This window comes from Mycoplasma sp. 4079 (assembly GCF_047785185.1).
Taxonomy (GTDB): Bacteria; Bacillota_I; Bacilli_A; order Mycoplasmatales; family Metamycoplasmataceae; genus Mycoplasmopsis.
Genome location: NZ_JBLNNG010000003.1, coordinates 1 through 18,783 on the forward strand (window position 1 = coordinate 1; position 18,783 = coordinate 18,783).

Sequence of the window (18,783 nt, forward strand, 5' to 3'; positions counted from 1 at the left end):
CTTTAGGGTTGTTTCTTTTATATAAAATGTAATTGCTCATTCCTTAATTATACACTATTATCATTGTAATCATTGTAAAAAATAAAAATTTTTTGATTTTTTACTTATATACATAGTATATAAGTAGAGTTTAAAAATTATAAAAATGAGCTTCCAACTTGGAAACTCAGGATTAGAATACTTTTATGGTGAAGACTTCTCTGATACTGTACGTTCAAATATGACTTTTGGAAAGCTTACACAAATATAATCAAAATTACCTACACAATATTTGTGTAGGTTTTTTGTAAAAAAACAACCAAAATTGGTTGTTAATTCAATTATTAAGCACGGTGTGAATGTCTTACTGTTGTTTTTTGTGTTGTAAATTTATCGTGTAATGTAAATCCTAATTGGATTGAGAATAGTGTTAATGAAATTGATTGTCATACTAATCCACCGATAGCTGATGTGATTGAGTACCCTTTAGATTTATTAATAAGGATTAATAAAATTCAGTAAACTATTCAAATAATGTTGTTTACAACATATAAAACATACATTCAGTATGAAACACCTTGTCATTGTTTTGTTTTAAACGATGTTATTAACTGAGGCAAGAAAGCAAATGTAGTAAATGCTGGGAAAATGAATCCCATAACAGTTGAAATTGAATCATGTAATTTTCCAATTATATATGGATTATTTTGGCTACCATCTCTACCATAATCAATAATGTAAAATACAGTAAATATTCCAGCAATAATTCATGTAGCTAAAACAGCAAGATATCCTTGTAATTTTTGTTTATTAGTAAATTCTTTTTTGTAGTAGTAAAGTAAACCTGTCATAATTCCGTTTACAAGTATACCCACTCCATCTGCGACCATAACAGTTATGAATTTTTCATTATTCTTATCTGTTGCACCTCAAATTACTCAAAGTAAAATCCCAATATGGAAAATTCAGAATGACACAAAGTTAACAGGTCCTGTCTTTTTATCTTTAAGAATTTTCAATAATTGAGGAATACTTAATGAGATAACAGTAATTGCACAAATTCATTTAATAATTTCAAATGCAGTTGACATAGTATTCCTTTCAAATATAAATTTTGTCCTTTAATATGATGTATATTTTATATTATTTTTTATTTTAAGTAAATAAAATAAAAAAGCACAAAATTTACTTTTGTACCTATGTATATGTGTTAAAAGTTTTCTGAAATGAATTGTCCAATTGTGTTTGTGTCATTATCACCAATAACAAAGTTAGCAGCTGATTTTGCTTCAATTGTTGCATTCCCCATAGCTACACCCACGTGTGCTTCAGAAAGCATGTGAACATCATTTCCACTATCACCAAACGCTACAACTTGATAATCTTTTAATTGTTCTAATTCAACAATTTTCATAATTCCAGCTCACTTAGAAATATTTTTAGGGTTAATATCTGTATAAACTGAGTTTGTCAAGTAAACTTCACAATCGAAATCTTTTAAACTACTCATAATGTTTTCTGTAGCTTCTTTAGCATTGTGTTCTTGGTTTCTCATAGCCATTTGAGTTATTTTTGTTTCAGGATTACTGATTGCTTCTTTTACTTGTTCAATTGTAGCTTCATTAAAAATGTTCATATTTTTAACTTGCTGTGGTGACATTCATTTTGGATAAGCTCCATTAGGTAAAATTGAGCCATTATAGTTATTTCCATCAACTGAAAGAACTAAATCATATTTAAGTGCATGTGCGTGAACTGTATCTAACATTTCTTTTGATAATTCACCTAATGTGTATGTTGTATTAGTTTTCATATTGTGAACTAACGCACCATTTGAACACACCAAATAATCAACAAATTTGAATGTATCGTGATTTAATGCAAGCATCTTAACTAAACCACGACCTGTTGCAATAACAATTTTATTTCCTTTAGCTTGCTCTTGAAGTAAAACTTCTTTTGTTGAAGGATGAATTGTTTCGCTTTTTGTAAATAATGTACCATCTAAATCGAATGTAAATATTTTTGTCTGCTGCATAATTTTATTCTCCTTGTTCTTTGTACGGAATTACGTGAATGTGTGTGTGGAACACAACTTGTCCTGCTTCTTTACCTGTGTTGATCAATATTTTAAAACCTGGGATGTTGTTATCTATAACTCTTTGCTTAGCTAACATTCTAGCAACTTTCATAGCGTGTAAGAAAGTTGCTTCATCGTGTTCTAAAATATTAGATTTCTGCTCTTTAGGAATAACTAAGAAATGCCCTTCTTGTTGTGGAAATGCATCTAAAATCGCAATAACAACATTATCTTCATAGATGATGTTTGAAGGGATTTCTCTTTTAATTATTTTTGTAAAGATTGAATCATTCATTATTCAAGACCTGCTGTTTTATCTTTAAGTTCATCAATAGATGAAATTTTGTAACCCATTGTAATGTAAGCTGCTTTTGCATTTTTGTATAAGTTTTCATCACTGATTGAAATGAAGATAGCTAATTTATCTAATGAATCTTTGTAAATTGTTTGGTCGAATGATAAAACTGTTTTTTCTTCTTTTGTGCCGTTTTCGTTTGTATCAACTGTAATTTTTTTAGCAACTGGAACAATTTTAGCAAAGTAAGCTACTTCGACTTTTTTACCATCTTTTGAAACAGGAATCGCTTCAGCTAATTGTCCATTTTCATCAACTGAAACTAATTTACCATTTGTTAAGTTATAGAAACCAACTAAATTTTCAGGTGATGTTGCTTTTAATAATTCATCGACAGTGTAGTCTGATTTGTAAGGGTTAGATTTAATACCTTGGTATCCACCCATTGTAGCTTCAAATTCAGCTTTAGCAGGAACATTATTGAAAATTAAATCTGCTGTTGCAATGTTTTGAGCTTCTTTAGAATTCTTTAATAAGTTATTGTAATCTAAAACGTGTTTAATAACTTTATTAGCATCTGTATACATTTCATTTACATTATCATTTGTGTAACTTCATAATTGAACTGTTTTATTTGAGATAACATATTTAATTAAGTTAAATTGCTTGTTATCGTATTTTTTACCATATAAATTAAATGAACTTGGATCGATTTTTTCTAATGTAACAACATCTGAAATAAAGAAGTAGTTTTTAACTAAAAGAAGTTTATTAACTGTGAAAGCCACACCTGTATTTTCGTTGTTGTATAAGATTTGGAATTGTTCATTTGTTAAGTTAATGTTGTAAACATCTCTATATAAAGAGTTCAATGCAGCTAATTCAGTTTCATTGAAAATTCCGTTTGATTTTCACTTGTTTAATTGAGTAGCTAAATATAAGTTATTCTTTTGTGATTCTGTAGCTAAAAATCCTTTGTAAGCAATTAGAGCTTCATTAAAGAATTTTTCATTTGAAAGTAAGTTTGTATTTTTTTCAACTTTATATTGGTCTTGTAAAACAGATTTTAATCATAAGTTTTCTGCAATAGTTGAAACTGCAGGTTTATCAAATAAAATGATTTGTTTATTTTTTTCTTCTGTGTTTTTATCAACTCCACATGAAAGTGCAGCCAATGGTGTGAAAGCAACTGGTGCTAAATATAAAGATTTTTTAAATATATTTCTCATTATTTGCTCCCTTCATTTTTTTCGAAGATTGAATAAACTAAGTCATTAATAACTTCGATAGCTTTTTTATCGCTATATACATTATCGTTATGGTTGTAAACTATTTTTGTAAGACCTTTATCAACTATAAAATTATAGCTGTTTCCATAGTTTAATTGTTTTTGAATGAACTCACTTACTGATGTTAATACTGAAATTAATTTGTTTGTGTCTTCTCCACTTTTTACACTATTAACTTTTGCTTGCAAGCTTGTTACATCAGCATCTGTATAGTTTGCTCCTGTAGTTGTATTTGTTTTTGTTTTAAGATCTGCAACAAATTTTTCATCACTTAAAGCTAATGAAAGAATTTGTGAACTTGATAAGTTATTTGAAATTTGTGCAGGTGTGTTGAAGTATGAAACATTTCCTAAAGCTAAGTTTTTAGCATCCTCAGCAATAAATTGTTTGAATTTATCTAATTCTGTAATTTGTGAATATCTTACAATTTGCACATTACTATCTGTAATTATCATAAATGCATCTTTCATATCTGATAATTTGAAGACATAAGGAATTAATGGATTATTTGTTGTTTGTGCATCTTGCACTTTTGAAAACATATAGTCAGCAATAACTTTGTTAATTGTGTTGAATCTTGATGGTTCAAATTTTAAGTCTTCTAATTTCTTATCGATTTGAACATCGTAATCTTTAACAATTCTTGCTGCTTCATCAAAGTTTGTAGCTGATGTTAAATCAGGTTGATCTAGAATGTTTAAAGCACCTTTGATTGCGTCAATTAATTCTTTTAATGAGAATTCAGGTAAGTTATTTTGTTCGTTAGCAAAAATTGAAGTTGCATTTACACCTAATGCAAGATCTAAATCTTTAGCAAATAAGTTGATATTTGATGTTAAACCTGGTGTTGCTAATTTTTCAACATCAGAATTTGTGATTGATGATAAGAAGTTTTTATATTTTTGAACTCTACTTACAAATTCTTCTTTAGTTTCATTTTCTTTTTGGAATGCATATTCTTCTGCTTTATTAAATTTTGTTAATGATGCAACGTTTGATTCTGCAATAAATGAATCAGCTGTTGGAGTTACATTTCATTTTAATAAGTTAAATAATTTCACTTTGTCATCATCAGATGAAATTTTTCATGGATAAACTACATCATTTTTAGAAATGGTTCCTGCTAATTTGTAAACTGTAGGAATGATGATGTTATTTTTGTTGAAGTATTCAGAAATGAAGTTTGCTGGTGATTTGAATTCTGTAATGAATGATTTTGTTGTTAATAAAGTAACTTTTGTTGAATCTGATGATGGAGCAAAGTAATTAACATTTTCTTCTAAATATGGGAAAACTTTGTCACCTTTACTGAATAATTTAATTGGTTCACTGTTTTCACCTTTAACTTTGTTTCCGTTTTTATCAAGTTTATAAATATCTTTTGTAGCAGTTCTATTTACAAATGTTCTATCAACAACTTTGTATTCTAATTGATATCTACGTGTAGCAATTTCTTCAACTTGTTTGAATAATAAAAAGTTTGTTGCATCTGTTTCATTAGCTGAATTTCCGTATTCATATTTTTTAAGTTCTTCAAAAAATTGTTTTTCTCAATTTTGGAAACCATAAACTTTTTTGAAGTTAACTTTTAAATCTTCAAATTTAGCTTTAATTTGTCTTTTGATTTCATCTAATGATTTAAGTTCGATTGAATTGTTAACTTCTTCATCATTTTGTAATGAACTATTGTAAATGTTTTGATATTGAACTGATGCTTCAACTTCTTGTTCATACATATAGAAAATCGCTTCTCTGTATGCATTTTTGATTTCATCTGAAACTTCTTGACTTTGTGATTTTACTAAATCTGTTAATTTACCAACTGTTAATGAGTTAAGTTCATTGCCTTTTGCATCATTAACAACAAAAGCAGATTTTTCTCCATCAACTGGTTGAATGTAGTTAACCTTTGTAGTTGTAATTGTTAAAGGAATTGTAATAGATGCAATAACTCCAACTGTTAAAGCAGAAAAAATACCGATTAAGGTTTTAGATCTTTTTGATTTGTTAGTTGAAGTTTTATGTTTCTTCTCATCATGTCTATCATTTAACTCAACTAAACGTTCAAAGAATGATTTTTGTCTTTTAGCCATTAATACCTCTTAGTTTTATAAAATTTATTTATTATGTAATAATAAATATTGTTTTAATTATATCAAATTTAATTTATTATAATTTCACTATGAAACAAGCAGAAATTAAAAATGTTTTTGAGGAATTGCTCAAAATTAGCACGGAAGAAAAATTCATTTTCTCCCTATTCTCTAGCATTTTAAGTCAAATTAAAGAGAAAAAAGAGTTAACTAAGCCAATTCAAATTGTGATTGATGTTTATGCATTTTTGAAATTAAAAAACAAGTTCCCTGAGTTAATTAACATCTCTAATAAAATGAATAAAAACGAGAAATTTCTGCCTATTTTTTCTTTAAATAACACCGATATTATCCTTAATTTACTGATTCAATCAACTGATAATAATGCTAAAAAGATTAATTTAGCTAAGAAAATTGTTGAAAAAGAAAATAACAAACAAAACCAATATTGTCATGAATTGATTGAAGTTTTGTTTTCACAAAACCCAAATACAAGGTTTTTAATTTCTAGAGATAAGGAAGCTAAACTAGTTATTTCTAGAGTTAAAAATCTTAACCCGAACTACTATGATATAGTTGAATTTGATGATTTAAAACTTCCTTATTTTCATATAGAAAATGTTGATTTAGATTAAAAATACCACCTGAAAAGGTGGTATTAAATTATTATTTTTATAAAAGGTATAAAAAAAGCAGCGGCTCCCTATTTTCACTGTAAAGCTATCTTCGGCACTAAAGGGCTTAACTACTGAGTTCGGAATGGATTCAGGTGATCCCCTTTGCTATAACCACTGCATATATTATAGCACTATTAAAATAAAGTCAAGTAAATTTTTTATTTTTTTAATACTTATTATTTAAATGAAAAAGTTATTTATCGAGTTTTCTTATTTATGAATTTCTCTTTAAATTTCTTAGAATGTATGAGTTTGTGAATAATTAATGTTTGCATAATTGTTCATATTGAACCGAATAATCAATAAACTTGAACACCAGCAGTAAAGATTAAGGTAATTGCTGTGAACACAAGCATCATAATCTTTTGTGTTCTTTCAGATTTCTTAAGTGCTTCAGTTTCTGCGATTGTTGTTTTACGTTTCATTTTCTTTCTATTAAGAAGTCTTGGTAAGAAGCTTGAAAGTAATTGGAACCCAACAACAAGTACTAAAATTCATAAGTAAACTCATTCTCCCTCAAACAATCTCTTATATGATGTTGAGGCGAAGTTAATACCAAGCCATGTTGTTTGTTTGATTTCAGGAATACTTTGAATAACTCTTCACATAGCAAGGAAAATCGGCATAGTAAGTAACATATTTCCGAATTGGTCTAATGGATTTATGTTGTATTTTGTATATAAAGCTTGAATCTCTTGATTTTTCTTAAGTTTCATAGCTTTATTATCTTCTAAACCTTTATATTTAGCTTCAATAGCAGCTTTTTTGTATTTAAGTTCTTCCATTACTGATTGCATTACAGTTGTTCTAAATGTAAATGCAAGCGTAATAAGACGTGAAATAATGATTGCAACTATAATTGAGATAACAGAAGCTCATCCAAGCATATCAGGCATTGATTGACGCATTGATTGCACCAACACTGAAAGTGGATATACTAATAAACCGTAAAATGGCCCATATTTTCAAGCTTCACCTCAAGTTGTAATAGATTGTAATGGTAAATCACCTCTTAAAGGAAGTGTGTTAATGTTTTCAGAATAAAGAATATTTGTATTGTAGTCATATTTATCAGTTCTATTTAATTTGTATTGATTTTGAACTTTTTCTCTTCTTTCTTTATATTCTTCAGAAGATGTGTTAGGAACTTCTCCATTAAAGAATCCTAATTCATTCATGTATGACTGCATTGTATTTTGATATTCAATAAGCAATTGGTATTGTTCTTGAGTTAAGGTAAATAATGTGTTATTGTGTTCTGAGATATTTTCTTCTTTAACATTTGCCGGAATGTTATCAACTAATTCTTTAATAAATAAAGAAGGTTCTTTACCTAATTTTGCAGCAAATTTAGATCCTTCACCAAATGAATATGTATATAACATTTGGAGAATATCTCTAGCAAACTTATTAGAAACAGATTCGTTTTCTGATGTGTAGTCATAAATTTTTTGAATACCTGAAATGTATGTAATTTCGTATTCTTTTGCATCAGTAAGAACAGGGATTATTTTATCTACTTCTTGTTTACCATTGACTTCTTTGTATTTTTTTTCTGTTTTGAAAGTCATGTAACTTTGAAGTTTACCTTTATCGTAGTTATTTTTTTCATCTTGTGGGAAAGTGAATGGGAAAATAAAGATATCTTTAGGTTCTTTTACAAAGTTGTAAGTTTTATCAGATGCTGTTGCAAATAAATAATTTTTAGCGTCATCTGAACCTGTGTAAATTAATTTGAATTTTTCATCAAATTTATATCCTGCGTTTTTAAGAATTTCAGAATCAAATGGAATTCTTAAAATAGACATGTATCCACCAGGGGTACCATATTCACCCTGATGTGATTTTGTTTGTTCTCTAAGTTTGTCTAATATCTCTTTATCAGTAACAAAAATGTTTGATTCAGTATCAAGTGCTAATCTGTCGTATTCAAATACTTCAGATGTTTTGTTTTCTCCGTTTGGATCTTGAAGTGTTACTAAATCTCTTTTTTGATTTGTGCTCTTTAAAGTATTAACTCTAGGTGCTATGTCACCTTTATCTCTATAAAACTCAAGTCCGTTACCTACGTTGTAAGAGTTTTTAATAACAAAGGATTGAACACACCCTGTTACAGTAAGTCCAAAAATTAACACATAGAAAACTATTTTTAATCATTTGAGGATTTTTTTAGTTAACTCTTTACGGTTAGTCTTTGGATCATTACCGTTAGTAAAGTATGAAAAATTTTTTGCGTTTTTCTTCATTATTTAAATTTCTCAAAGAGTTTTGCTATATGTTGTTTTTTGATAGCAAAATCTTCCTTCATAAATTCTTTACGAACAATTAAAACAAAATGATATTTGAGGTGATATAAATTCAACTCATGCATAATTGCTCTTAATTGTCTTTTAAAAAAATTACGACCTACAGCTTTTGCGAATTTTTTTGGAACTGTAATTCCTGCAGCGAAGTTTTTACGTCTCTTGAAATAGATGATTAAATATCTATTTGAAACAAAGTTACCTTGTCTTGCATTAATTACATCTTCAAATTCTCAATTCTTCTTTAGTCGATATTGTTTTTTCATTGTTTAGAATTATTTATCAGAAACTGTTAATCTTTTTCTACCTTTAGCTCTTCTTCTTGCTAATACTTTTCTACCATTTGCTGTTTTCATTCTAGCTCTAAAACCATGAACCTTAGCATGTTTACGCTTGTTTGGTTGATAAGTTCTTTTACTCATAATTTCCTCCTTATGTGAATAATTTTATATATTTTATATAAGCGTGTTTAAATTATAGCAAATGACTAATTTTTTAACATCTATTTTTTTAGTATCATTTTTTGAATTATTTTGCTTAATTTAAGGGTTAAAAAATCTATTTTCAACATAATAATTCATTAACTCTTTATTAATGTATAATTTAAACAATTCAAATTACGAGGTCGAAATGCTAGATATAAAATATGTTTTAAATAATGAAGAAAAAGTAAGAAAAAACCTACAAAACAGAGGTTTTAAAATTGAAATTTTTGATCAATTTGTTTCATTAGCTAAACAAAGAGGTAGCGTGATGAAACAATCACAAGATAAAAAAAGTGAATTAAACAATCTTTCAAAACAATTTGGTTTATTTAAAAACGATAAAGGTAAATTAGTTGAATTAAAAGCACAAATTGAAGTGGTTAAAAACGAAGATTTAACTTTATCTAACCAAGAGCAGGAGTTAAATAGCAGAATTAATGAATTAATTTTACAAATCCCTAACGAAACTTTAGAAGAAGTTCCTGTTGGAGAAGATGAAAATCAAAATGTAATCATTAAAGAGCATGATAAATTAGGTAGAGGTCTTGTTAAAGATGTGTTACCTCACTATGAAGTTGCTAAAAATTTAGGTATCTTAGATATTGAAAGAGCTGTTAAATTATCAGGTTCAAGATATGTAATTTACAAAAACAATGGTTCAAAATTAGTTCGTGCATTAATTTCATTTATGTTAGATTTACACACTTCAAAAGGTTATCAAGAATTCACAACACCTGTAATTGTTAAAGATAAAATGTTATATGGAACAGGTCAATTACCTAAATTCAAGGAAGATTTATATAAATTAGAAGGATTAGATGAATATTTAATCCCTACTGCTGAAGTTACATTAACAAACATTTACAATGATGAAATTGTTGATTTATCAACCCCTTTTAGAGCTACAGCATATACAGAATGTTTTAGATCTGAAGCAGGGAGCTCAGGTAAAGATACAAAAGGTATCTTAAGACAACATGAATTTAAGAAAATTGAACTTGTAAAAGTTACATCTGCAAAAGATGCTATGGTTGAGTATGAAAAAATGGTTGAAGATGCTAAAGATGTGCTTGAAAAATTACAAATTCCATATAGAGAATTACTTTTATGTACTGGTGACTTAGGGTTTTCTTCAAGAAAAACAATTGACTTAGAATTATGATTACCTTCAGAACAAAGATATAGAGAAACATCTAGTGTAAGTTATATGGGTGATTTCCAAGCTCGTAGAGCTATGATTAGATATAAAAATGATGAAGGTAAAACTGAATATGCTCACACAATGAATGGTTCAGGTTTAGCTGTTGATAGAGTAATTGCAGCTATCTTAGAAAACTACCAAAACCCTGATGGAAGCGTTTCTGTCCCTGAAGTTCTTGTACCATATATGGGTGGATTAAAATTATTATAGTAACGCTTATGCGTTATTTTTTACACATTTTATGAAAAAAATAACTATTTACTTAACTTATAGTTAAGTATGTAATAAAATGAATTTATATTTATTATTTTATTTACTCAATTTACTAAGGAGATTTATGAAAAAATTAAAATACTTATTGTTTGGAGCAGGTTCAATTATTTTAACTGCTGCACCTGTTGTTACTAACTCATGTCATTCAGAAAAAACACCTGAAGCGCCTAAAGTAAAAACATACACAGAAGAAGAAGTTGCTGAAAAAATTAAAGCAGCTCAAACTTTAATCGCAAATGGTGCAGGAATCGGTAGTTCAAATGCATGAAACTCATTCTCTGGAGAAAAACATGCTATGGGGATGCAAGTTTACAAAAATGCTAAAGCTGCTTTTGACAAAATGATTACACAACCAAATGTTGATTTAACTAAAGTTAATATTTCTGGTGATGAAATTGTTGTTTCAGCACCAGAAGAAGGTAAATTCATTCCGGTGGTATTCATGGATTTAGATGAAACTGTTTTAAATAACTTTAAATACCAAAACTATTTATTCCTTAACAATAAATCATACGATGGACGTGCATGAGATGATTTTGTTAGTCAAGCTATTTCTACAGAAGTTCCTGGGGCAATTGATTTTATTAAGCATGTTTACTCAAAAGGTGGAGTAGTATTCTTTAACTCTAACCGTTCTCAAAAATGACATAAAGAACCAAGTAAAACAAACTTAATTAATTTAGGGCTTGAGGCTAAATATATGCCTGATTTCATTTGATGAATGCAAGGTGTGGATTTAGCTAATAAACAAAAACCTTATTCATCAACAACCTCTACAAAATCAGAAAAAGAAGAAAGAATGCATCTTGTAAATAATAATAAAATTACAATTGGTGAAACACCAGTTCAATTCAAAGTTGTTATGAGAGTTGGGGATGATATTTCTGATTTCAATGACAACTTCACTAAAAAATCAGGTGTAACTTCTGAACAAGTTGTAGGTGAACTTAAATCTGATTCAAATAGATATGGTGACTTATTCGGAAATATGGATATTTCTGTAATGGGAACATACTATAACAAAGAAACAGGTGCTTGAGAAGATGAAACTCACTCTGAATCATATGTTTTAATTCCTGGAAATTCATCATATGGAAGTTGATTATCACATTTAATTGGTCAAAAAGGATACAACTACGCTAAGATTACCGAAAAATTAAAAGGATTTATTTACGTTCCATCAAAAAGTTAGTTAATTTAATATAAAAAATAAACCAATAAAATGGTTTATTTTTCTTTTTCAATTACATAAATTTGGTCGTTTATTCAAACAACATCACCTGGGTGTATTTTTGAAGATCTACCTTCAGGTTTTTTATTATTAATTTTAATATCATTTGTCTCGATAAAGAATTTAGCTTGACCACCTGTATCAGTCTCATTGATTTTCTTTAAAAATTGACTTAACTTGATTGAATCACCTGTTATTTTAATTGTCATAATTAATTGTTATAAAACTTTCTTAATGGTGTAATTAACTGAATATGTGAATTATCATTTTCTGTTAATAAAAGTACTCTATCTTCTTTTTCAGAAATGAAAATATTAATATTACCTGGTTCTAACTGTGAAACCGCATCCTTGATATAAATGTAGTTAAAGTCCATATCAATAGGTTTTCCTTCTAAAATTTGAAATTTATTCGAAACAGCCTTTCCTGTTCCGATTTCAGGAACTTCAAATAAAACTTTAATTTCATTTTCATTGAATGAGAATTCCATTTTTCTGTCTTTTTCTGTGATTTGGAATAAAGCTGTATTAATAACTTTTAATAATTCATCTTTTTCAATAAAAAATCTTCTTGTATATTTTGTTTGGAATAATGACGAAATATCGATATATTGAATTTTACTTACAGAAATATAAATTACTGTGTTTTCGTAAGAAATACCTATTTTATGCTCATCAAAGAATAATTGAACTTTTTCTGGTGCATCTTTTGTGATAAGTTTTTTAAGACTTTTTGCGTCAACTGTTAAATCGATGTCAACTTTTTTATCAACTTTTAAAATTTCAGTTGAAAGTCTATATGAATCAGTTGCTACAAATCTTACATTTTCTGAATTTTTAGATGTTATATTAATACATTTAAAAACTATTGAGTTTAATTTATCATTACTTATTGTTGTCGAAATAGAAACATTGTTAATAATTTTATCTAATCTCTGAGCGTCAATTTCAAGAGTATTTTTTTGATCTTCAAAATTTGTGTCAATATATTGTGTAATGTCATTTGTTGTTAAAGTAAATGAAGTTGAACCTTCATAGATATCAATTAAATTACCTCTTTGTTTAAAAGTGATTTCTTTATTAAATTTCTTAATAATGTTTTTTAATAAAGAAGCTAAAATACAAAGTTTTCCTGCTTTTTCAACTTTAATTTTATCTTCATCAACTTTGATAACTTTTCTAGCTGCTATAGATGCGTTAGCTGCTGTTAAAACTAAGTTTTGACTATCTAATTCGATCTTAATTGTTCTTGATAAATAATGCATATCATTATTATCAATATAATTAGAAATAAATTCAATCAATTGATCTATTAAATGTTTTGAAATTGTAAATTTCATATCTTCTCCTTAATATAAATATTAACAGTTGTTAATATGTTTATAACTTTCAAAAAGTTAAATTTTAGTGTGTTTTTCTATTATTTTTTAAGTTTTTAGTTAAAAATAAATGTTTATAAATTATTAATAATTCTTGCGCATCTTATCTTCTACTTCATTTATAACTTTTTTAACTTTAATGTCATCTTTAGTATTTATTTTCTTTAAAGCACTTAATATAGTTGAATGATCTCTTTTAAATAATTTACCTAATTCATTGGATGAATAATCTAAATGCTTTTTAATCATATAAATCGCAATTTGTCTTGCTAAAAAGATATTAGATTTTCTCGATGTGCTTAAAATATCTTTAACTGGTATTTTGTAATACTCTGAAACAGCTTTTAAAATTATGTCATCAGTAATTTCTGCTTTATCTTTAATAAAATCACCAAAAATATTTCTAATTGTTTTTATAACTAAAGTTTTTGGTAATGATTTAATTTCTTTTTCATAGAAACTTAATCTTTTTACAGCACCTGTAAGTGTTCTGATTGAATTTGAATGATTTCTTATGATGAAATCTTTTGATTCATCGTCTAATGTGTTTGTGTCGAAGTTGTTTTCTGTAAGTAAGAAATCCAAAATCTTATGTAAATCTTCTTGTTCAGGTTGTTTGATTTTTGTAATAAACCCAGATTGAATTCTCGAAACAAGTCTTTCATCAAATATTTTAGAAATTCCGTTTATATCTGTATCTGAACAAAAAATGGTTAATTTACCTTTTTCCATTCTACTATCTAGAACTTGAAAAATATAATCCTTTGTAGCTTTTTTATTCCCTGAACCATACAATTGGAAATCGTCAAACATTAAAACGTCGTAATTATCAATCAATTTCTTCTGAAATTTATTAAGAACATCAACTGAATTTTCTTTTAATAAAGGTTGAATTCATCGAATAAACTCAGTTGCATTAACAAGAAATGATGATTTACCTTCTTTGTTTAAAGCATTAGAAATAGCTTTTAAAAGGTGAGTTTTACCTAAACCAGAGTTACCTGTGATAAATAAAACTTCTAGTTTGTATTCATCATCAATAATTGATTTGCAAATATTTAAAGCTTCATCATTAAATGAACCATGAATATAGTTGTGAAATGTATATTCAATACCATCTGTTTTCTTTTTATTTGTTGTAGGTATCTGAATATTTAAGTTTTTACTTTGTTTTTCAGTTTCTTTAAGTGCATCTAAAGTCTCTTTATCAATTATTCTGTAAGCAACATTCGCTCCAAAAATTTCTTTGACCGACTTGTCAAAAACATTTTTGTAATAATTTTTAAATGAACTTAAATTAGGATGGACTTTAGGGAAATAAATAACAACTTCATTGTTTTTGAAACTAAGAATTGTTAAATTTTTAAAAAACGTTTTAAAAGCGAGATTATCTTGAATTTCATTCTTTATATACTCGATATAAAGTTCATTGTAAGAGTTTAATTTCGCTTCTTCTTTGTTTTTTTCTTCATCGAAATTATTAATATTCATAGCTAAATTTTATTACTATATAAAAAACATATTTAAAAATAAGTTATAAACAACTTTAACAACATAGTTATGCAAAAGTTATCCACAACTAAAGTGTCTAAAATGTAAGTAAAAAAGTACTTATTAACATATTTATATTTTATTGTTTTAAGTATGTGGATAACTTATCAAAAATAATCCAATTTGACACCTAAAATAAAGGGTGATATATAAAAATTAAATCTTTATAATTTAAATAAATAGATAGAAAGTAAGGAGAGAAAATGAAGGGTAAATTTATTAAGCAAATTAAAGGTGGTAAAGAATTAGGTTGAGCACTTATGTTGTTTTTACCTGAAGGTAAAAGTCAAACATTCTTAGTTTTTGTTACAAATGTTTTTCCAAATTTATATAAAAAATATGAAGTTGAGTTCGGAGACAATCCTAAAGCTAGTTACAAAAACTCAAAAATTATTAAGAATTTAGAGTTGATAATCGAAGATGTGCAAACAGATTGAGTTGATTATCTTTCAAAAAATGTACCTAACATCGGAAAATTAACTGCTAAAAAAATAATTGATGAATTTGGACAAGATTTATTTACTAAACTAGCAGATATTGAAAATTATAAAGATGAATTATTAAGTGTAATTACTGATAAACAACTAGAATCATTAGTTAAATATTATGAAGAAAATAGTGCAAGATTAAAATCACTACTAAACTTAACTGAAGAAGATAAGAAAAATATAAATTTATTTAATAACCCAAGAGTTAGTGATTTAGTTGAAAAATTAGCAACTATTCACGGTTCTAGAGAATTTAACTTCATTGAATATTACAAAAACAATTCTCCTTATTACTTGTTTATAGATAAAGTAATTGATGATATTTTTAAAGTTGATACTTTTGCATTCTTATTGAATTGAACTAAAGAAAATTACCAAAGATACATAGCTTACTTATATAAAGTTGTTTGAGATTTAGAAACTCAAAACAGTACAATTTTTGATTTAGATACATTGCAAGTGAAATTCAAAAAAGCTATTGAAGATGCGAATATAAAATGAAATTCATTAATAAATGAAGAAGAAAGTGATTTTGCATTCATAAAAGACGAAATTGATGTAGATATCATTTTTGAAAGATTTATTAGAGATGAACATTTAATTCAAGTTTTACCTGGTTTCTTTACTTTGAAAGCCACATTTGATAAAGAAGCATATATTTACAACAGATTAATGAAATTAGCTAATTCAGAATTAATTTGCAAATTAAAACCTGAAGCTATGATTGATTTGAAATTCTTATCAAAGCAACAAAAAGCTGCTTATGATAATTTCATAAACAAAAATATTTCAATAATAAGCGGTGGGCCAGGAACAGGAAAAACATTTGTTATTAAGCATATTTATGAAACATTAAAGAAAAACAAGGTTAAAGCAAATGAATTCGCTATCTTAGCGCCAACAGGTAGGGCTGCAACTAATGTTTCTATAAAGATTAAACATCAAATTAGAACAATTCACAGCTACCTACAAATAGCTAATACTGATGAAAAAATTTCTGTAACTAATTTAGAAGAAATTGTTGATTTAAGAATTTTAATTATTGATGAGTTTTCAATGATTGATGTTAACTTATTAGATAAATTGTTAAAAGCAAGTCCTAAATTAGAAAAGATCGTTTTAATTGGGGATGCTTTCCAGTTACCAGCAATTGGACCAGGTAACCTATTAGATGATTTAATTTTTTCACAAAATATACCTACAACATACTTAACTAAGTTTTATAGAAGCGATTCAGAAACAATTTGAAAACATTTTTCAAATATTAACAGAGGTGAAGTTGATGATTCAATGTTTAAACCTTCTGAAGTTGATTTAGTTAAAGTAGATAACAAAAACTTTCATAATGATTTATTAACGCTATATACAAAAGAAGTTGAAAAATTCGGAATTAATAACGTTATTATCCTTATTCCAACTTACAGACACCAATATGGAATTAATGAAGTTAATAAGAAAATTCAAAATGCAATAAATAAAAATGATGTTTTTGCAACAAATTGAAAAAACTATAGTCAAATTGAATATAGAATAAACGATAAAGTTATGCAGTTAGAAAATAGAAATAACGAAAATATTTCTAATGGTGATATTGGTTATATAACTGATGTTGTTTATGAGGATGCAACCTCTAAATCAGGTAACAAAAAAGTTAAGAAAATTAAAGTTACTTTCTATAGAGGGGATGAATGAAAAAAAGAAATTGAGTATTCATTAAGAGAATTTCAAGAACAAATTCAACTTGCATATAGCACTACAATTCACAAATTCCAAGGTAGTGAAATTGACTCTGTTATTATGGTGGTTCATAATGAACACGCATTTATGCAAAGCAAAAAAATGCTTTATACAGGTGCATCAAGAGCAATTAAACACTTGCAAATATTTATTGACCAAAGTGTTGATTACAAAAGTTTAATTGAAAGAATACACGCAACAAGTGCTAATCAAGTGCATACAAACTTAAGATTCTTTATCCAAACAGAAAGAAGGGTGTAATGAAATTAATAGTTGGTTTAGGAAATCCAGGAGATAAATACAAATACACTAGACACAATGTTGGTTTTATGGTTATTGATAAAATCTGTAAGCAAATGGGTGTCGAGTTAAACAAATCTAAATTTAATGGTGAATATGTTAAGTTAGATGATTTAATAATTGCAAAACCAATGACTTATATGAATAAATCAGGTGAATTCGTTCAAGCAATAGCTCAATTTTTCAAAATTAATCCTGATGATATTTTGGTTATTCATGATGAAAAAGACTTTCCACTAGGAAAAAGTGCAATTAAAATTGGTGGTTCAGGAGGAAGTCATAACGGTGTTTTAAACATTGTTCAAATGCTTAATACTAAAGAATTTAAAAGATTAAAAATCGGAATTAATACAGAACACAGAGAAACATTAAGAGATTTTGTTTTAGGTAATTTTACACCTGAACAAATGTTGGTTTTAGAGCCTGTGTTAAATAAAGCAGCAGAAGCTTCAATTTCATTTGTCTACAATGATATCCTAACTGTTATGAATAAATACAATGTCAAATCAAAAAACTAAATATTTACTAGCTGTTAGTGGTGGACCAGACAGTATGTTTATGTTGAATGAATATAAAAACAAAAACATAATTGTTGCTCATGTTAATTACAATCAACGTACTGATAGTGGTTTGGATCAAAAAGTAGTTGAAGATTTTTGTAAGAGTCATAATATCAAGCTCTATGTTTTAGAGTTATCTAAAAATGATTATGTTAAAGGTAACTTTCAATCTTGAGCTAGAGAGCAGAGATACAAATTTTTCAAAGAAGTTTATGTAAAAGAAAATTGTGACAAATTGTTAATTTCTCATAATAAAGATGATTTTTTCGAGACTGCATATATGCAAAAGCAGTCTAAAAGAAATGTTTTATTCTATGGAATAAAACAATCAAATCTTATTGATGGAATTAATATTTATAGACCTTATCTATTTAAGTATTTTAAAAATACAATAACAAAGAAAAATCAAAAAAATCACACACCTTTTTGTTTTGATTACACGAACAATTTACCTAAGTATTCAAGAAATAAAATAAGGTTAGATTTCGCTAAAAAAACACTCTATAAAAATACATTTATAGCTTGTAAACTGGTAAAAAACTTCTTTTTAAGTTTCAAAAGAAAAAAAATTCAAAAAGAATTTCAAATTTGAAAAGAATCAAGATTTAAGCAAGGTGTTTTTGAAAAACTCAAGCACAAAAAACATTTAGTTTATCAATACATTCACACATATTTTTCTGATGAAAACATTGAATTAAGCTCATCGAAAATCAAATCAATTATTGATTTTATTCTGTCTAAAAACAGAACTTCAAAATACCTTTTAAAGAACGGTTTATATTTTGTCAAATTAAAGGGTGAATTGCTAAATTAATAGGGTATAATATAAAAAAATATTAAATAATAAAACATCTCAAAGAAAG

General features: G+C 26.9%; 17 protein-coding genes and 1 rRNA gene. 6 read left to right on the forward strand and 12 right to left on the reverse strand.

What is annotated here, in order from left to right; genetic code table 4:
* Window positions 1-323 precede the first annotated feature (323 nt).
* The 5 genes from ACMZI9_RS00915 to ACMZI9_RS00935 form a co-directional block, all read right to left on the reverse strand.
* The gene (locus ACMZI9_RS00915; protein WP_323680319.1) at window positions 324-1,070 is read right to left on the reverse strand and encodes a PQ-loop domain-containing transporter; all 747 of its coding nucleotides are present in this window, start codon (window positions 1,068-1,070) and stop codon (window positions 324-326) included.
* 119 nt (window positions 1,071-1,189) lie between these two features.
* The gene (locus ACMZI9_RS00920) at window positions 1,190-2,017 is read right to left on the reverse strand and encodes a Cof-type HAD-IIB family hydrolase (RefSeq protein ID WP_323176765.1); all 828 of its coding nucleotides are present in this window, start codon (window positions 2,015-2,017) and stop codon (window positions 1,190-1,192) included.
* 4 nt (window positions 2,018-2,021) lie between these two features.
* The gene (gene hinT / locus ACMZI9_RS00925) at window positions 2,022-2,354 is read right to left on the reverse strand and encodes a histidine triad protein HinT (RefSeq protein WP_323176764.1); all 333 of its coding nucleotides are present in this window, start codon (window positions 2,352-2,354) and stop codon (window positions 2,022-2,024) included.
* Window positions 2,354-3,583, reverse strand: coding sequence for a HinT-interacting membrane complex lipoprotein P60 (locus ACMZI9_RS00930; protein WP_416099060.1), 1,230 nt, complete (start codon window positions 3,581-3,583; stop codon window positions 2,354-2,356). The genes hinT and ACMZI9_RS00930 overlap by 1 nt, the downstream gene beginning before the upstream one ends.
* The gene (locus ACMZI9_RS00935) at window positions 3,583-5,736 is read right to left on the reverse strand and encodes a HinT-interacting membrane complex protein P80 (RefSeq protein ID WP_416099061.1); all 2,154 of its coding nucleotides are present in this window, start codon (window positions 5,734-5,736) and stop codon (window positions 3,583-3,585) included. The genes ACMZI9_RS00930 and ACMZI9_RS00935 overlap by 1 nt, the downstream gene beginning before the upstream one ends.
* An 89-nt stretch (window positions 5,737-5,825) precedes the next feature.
* On the opposite strand from ACMZI9_RS00935, the gene ACMZI9_RS00940 reads away from it, so the two are divergent.
* Complete coding sequence (locus ACMZI9_RS00940; protein WP_416099062.1) at window positions 5,826-6,371, forward strand: hypothetical protein; 546 nt, start codon at window positions 5,826-5,828, stop codon at window positions 6,369-6,371.
* Window positions 6,372-6,426: 55 nt separating this feature from the next.
* Here ACMZI9_RS00940 and rrf read toward each other — a convergent pair.
* The 4 genes from rrf to rpmH form a co-directional block, all read right to left on the reverse strand.
* A 5S ribosomal RNA gene (rrf, locus tag ACMZI9_RS00945) occupies window positions 6,427-6,532 on the reverse strand.
* 78 nt (window positions 6,533-6,610) lie between these two features.
* Complete coding sequence (gene yidC / locus ACMZI9_RS00950) at window positions 6,611-8,659, reverse strand: membrane protein insertase YidC (RefSeq protein ID WP_416099063.1); 2,049 nt, start codon at window positions 8,657-8,659, stop codon at window positions 6,611-6,613.
* Window positions 8,659-8,982 carry a ribonuclease P protein component gene (rnpA, locus tag ACMZI9_RS00955; protein ID WP_416099064.1) on the reverse strand — a complete coding sequence of 108 codons (324 nt, stop codon included), beginning with the start codon at window positions 8,980-8,982 and terminating at the stop codon, window positions 8,659-8,661. The genes yidC and rnpA overlap by 1 nt, the downstream gene beginning before the upstream one ends.
* Window positions 8,983-8,991: 9 nt before the next feature.
* Window positions 8,992-9,138, reverse strand: a complete 147-nt coding sequence (rpmH, locus tag ACMZI9_RS00960) for a 50S ribosomal protein L34 (RefSeq protein WP_257089135.1) — start codon at window positions 9,136-9,138, stop codon at window positions 8,992-8,994.
* Window positions 9,139-9,346: 208 nt separating this feature from the next.
* Between rpmH and serS the strand changes: the two genes are divergently transcribed.
* Both serS and ACMZI9_RS00970 read left to right on the forward strand, forming a co-directional pair.
* Window positions 9,347-10,612, forward strand: a complete 1,266-nt coding sequence (gene serS / locus ACMZI9_RS00965; protein WP_416099065.1) for a serine--tRNA ligase — start codon at window positions 9,347-9,349, stop codon at window positions 10,610-10,612.
* 127 nt (window positions 10,613-10,739) lie between these two features.
* The gene (locus ACMZI9_RS00970; RefSeq protein ID WP_323176758.1) at window positions 10,740-11,867 is read left to right on the forward strand and encodes an HAD family acid phosphatase; all 1,128 of its coding nucleotides are present in this window, start codon (window positions 10,740-10,742) and stop codon (window positions 11,865-11,867) included.
* 35 nt (window positions 11,868-11,902) lie between these two features.
* On the opposite strand, the gene ACMZI9_RS00975 is transcribed toward ACMZI9_RS00970, so the two are convergent.
* The 3 genes from ACMZI9_RS00975 to ACMZI9_RS00985 all read right to left on the reverse strand — a co-directional run bounded on the left by ACMZI9_RS00975 (window position 11,903) and on the right by ACMZI9_RS00985 (window position 14,775).
* On the reverse strand, window positions 11,903-12,115 hold the full coding sequence (locus ACMZI9_RS00975) for an RNA-binding S4 domain-containing protein (protein WP_323176757.1): 213 nt from the start codon (window positions 12,113-12,115) through the stop codon (window positions 11,903-11,905).
* A gap of 2 nt (window positions 12,116-12,117) precedes the next feature.
* On the reverse strand, window positions 12,118-13,245 hold the full coding sequence (locus ACMZI9_RS00980) for a DNA polymerase III subunit beta (RefSeq protein WP_323176756.1): 1,128 nt from the start codon (window positions 13,243-13,245) through the stop codon (window positions 12,118-12,120).
* 123 nt (window positions 13,246-13,368) lie between these two features.
* Complete coding sequence (locus ACMZI9_RS00985; RefSeq protein WP_323176755.1) at window positions 13,369-14,775, reverse strand: DnaA ATPase domain-containing protein; 1,407 nt, start codon at window positions 14,773-14,775, stop codon at window positions 13,369-13,371.
* A 263-nt stretch (window positions 14,776-15,038) separates the two neighbouring features.
* Here ACMZI9_RS00985 and ACMZI9_RS00990 point away from each other — a divergent pair, with 263 nt between their 5' ends.
* From ACMZI9_RS00990 to tilS, 3 genes are read left to right on the forward strand one after another with little or no spacing between them, the layout of a single operon-like run.
* Window positions 15,039-17,321 carry an AAA family ATPase gene (locus ACMZI9_RS00990; RefSeq protein WP_323176754.1) on the forward strand — a complete coding sequence of 761 codons (2,283 nt, stop codon included), beginning with the start codon at window positions 15,039-15,041 and terminating at the stop codon, window positions 17,319-17,321.
* Window positions 17,321-17,878: an aminoacyl-tRNA hydrolase gene (gene pth / locus ACMZI9_RS00995; protein WP_323176753.1), complete on the forward strand. Its 558-nt coding sequence runs from the start codon at window positions 17,321-17,323 to the stop codon at window positions 17,876-17,878. Before ACMZI9_RS00990 ends, pth begins: the two co-directional genes overlap by 1 nt.
* Complete coding sequence (gene tilS / locus ACMZI9_RS01000) at window positions 17,859-18,734, forward strand: tRNA lysidine(34) synthetase TilS (protein ID WP_323176752.1); 876 nt, start codon at window positions 17,859-17,861, stop codon at window positions 18,732-18,734. The genes pth and tilS overlap by 20 nt, the downstream gene beginning before the upstream one ends.
* The last annotated feature ends 49 nt before the right edge of the window (window positions 18,735-18,783 follow it).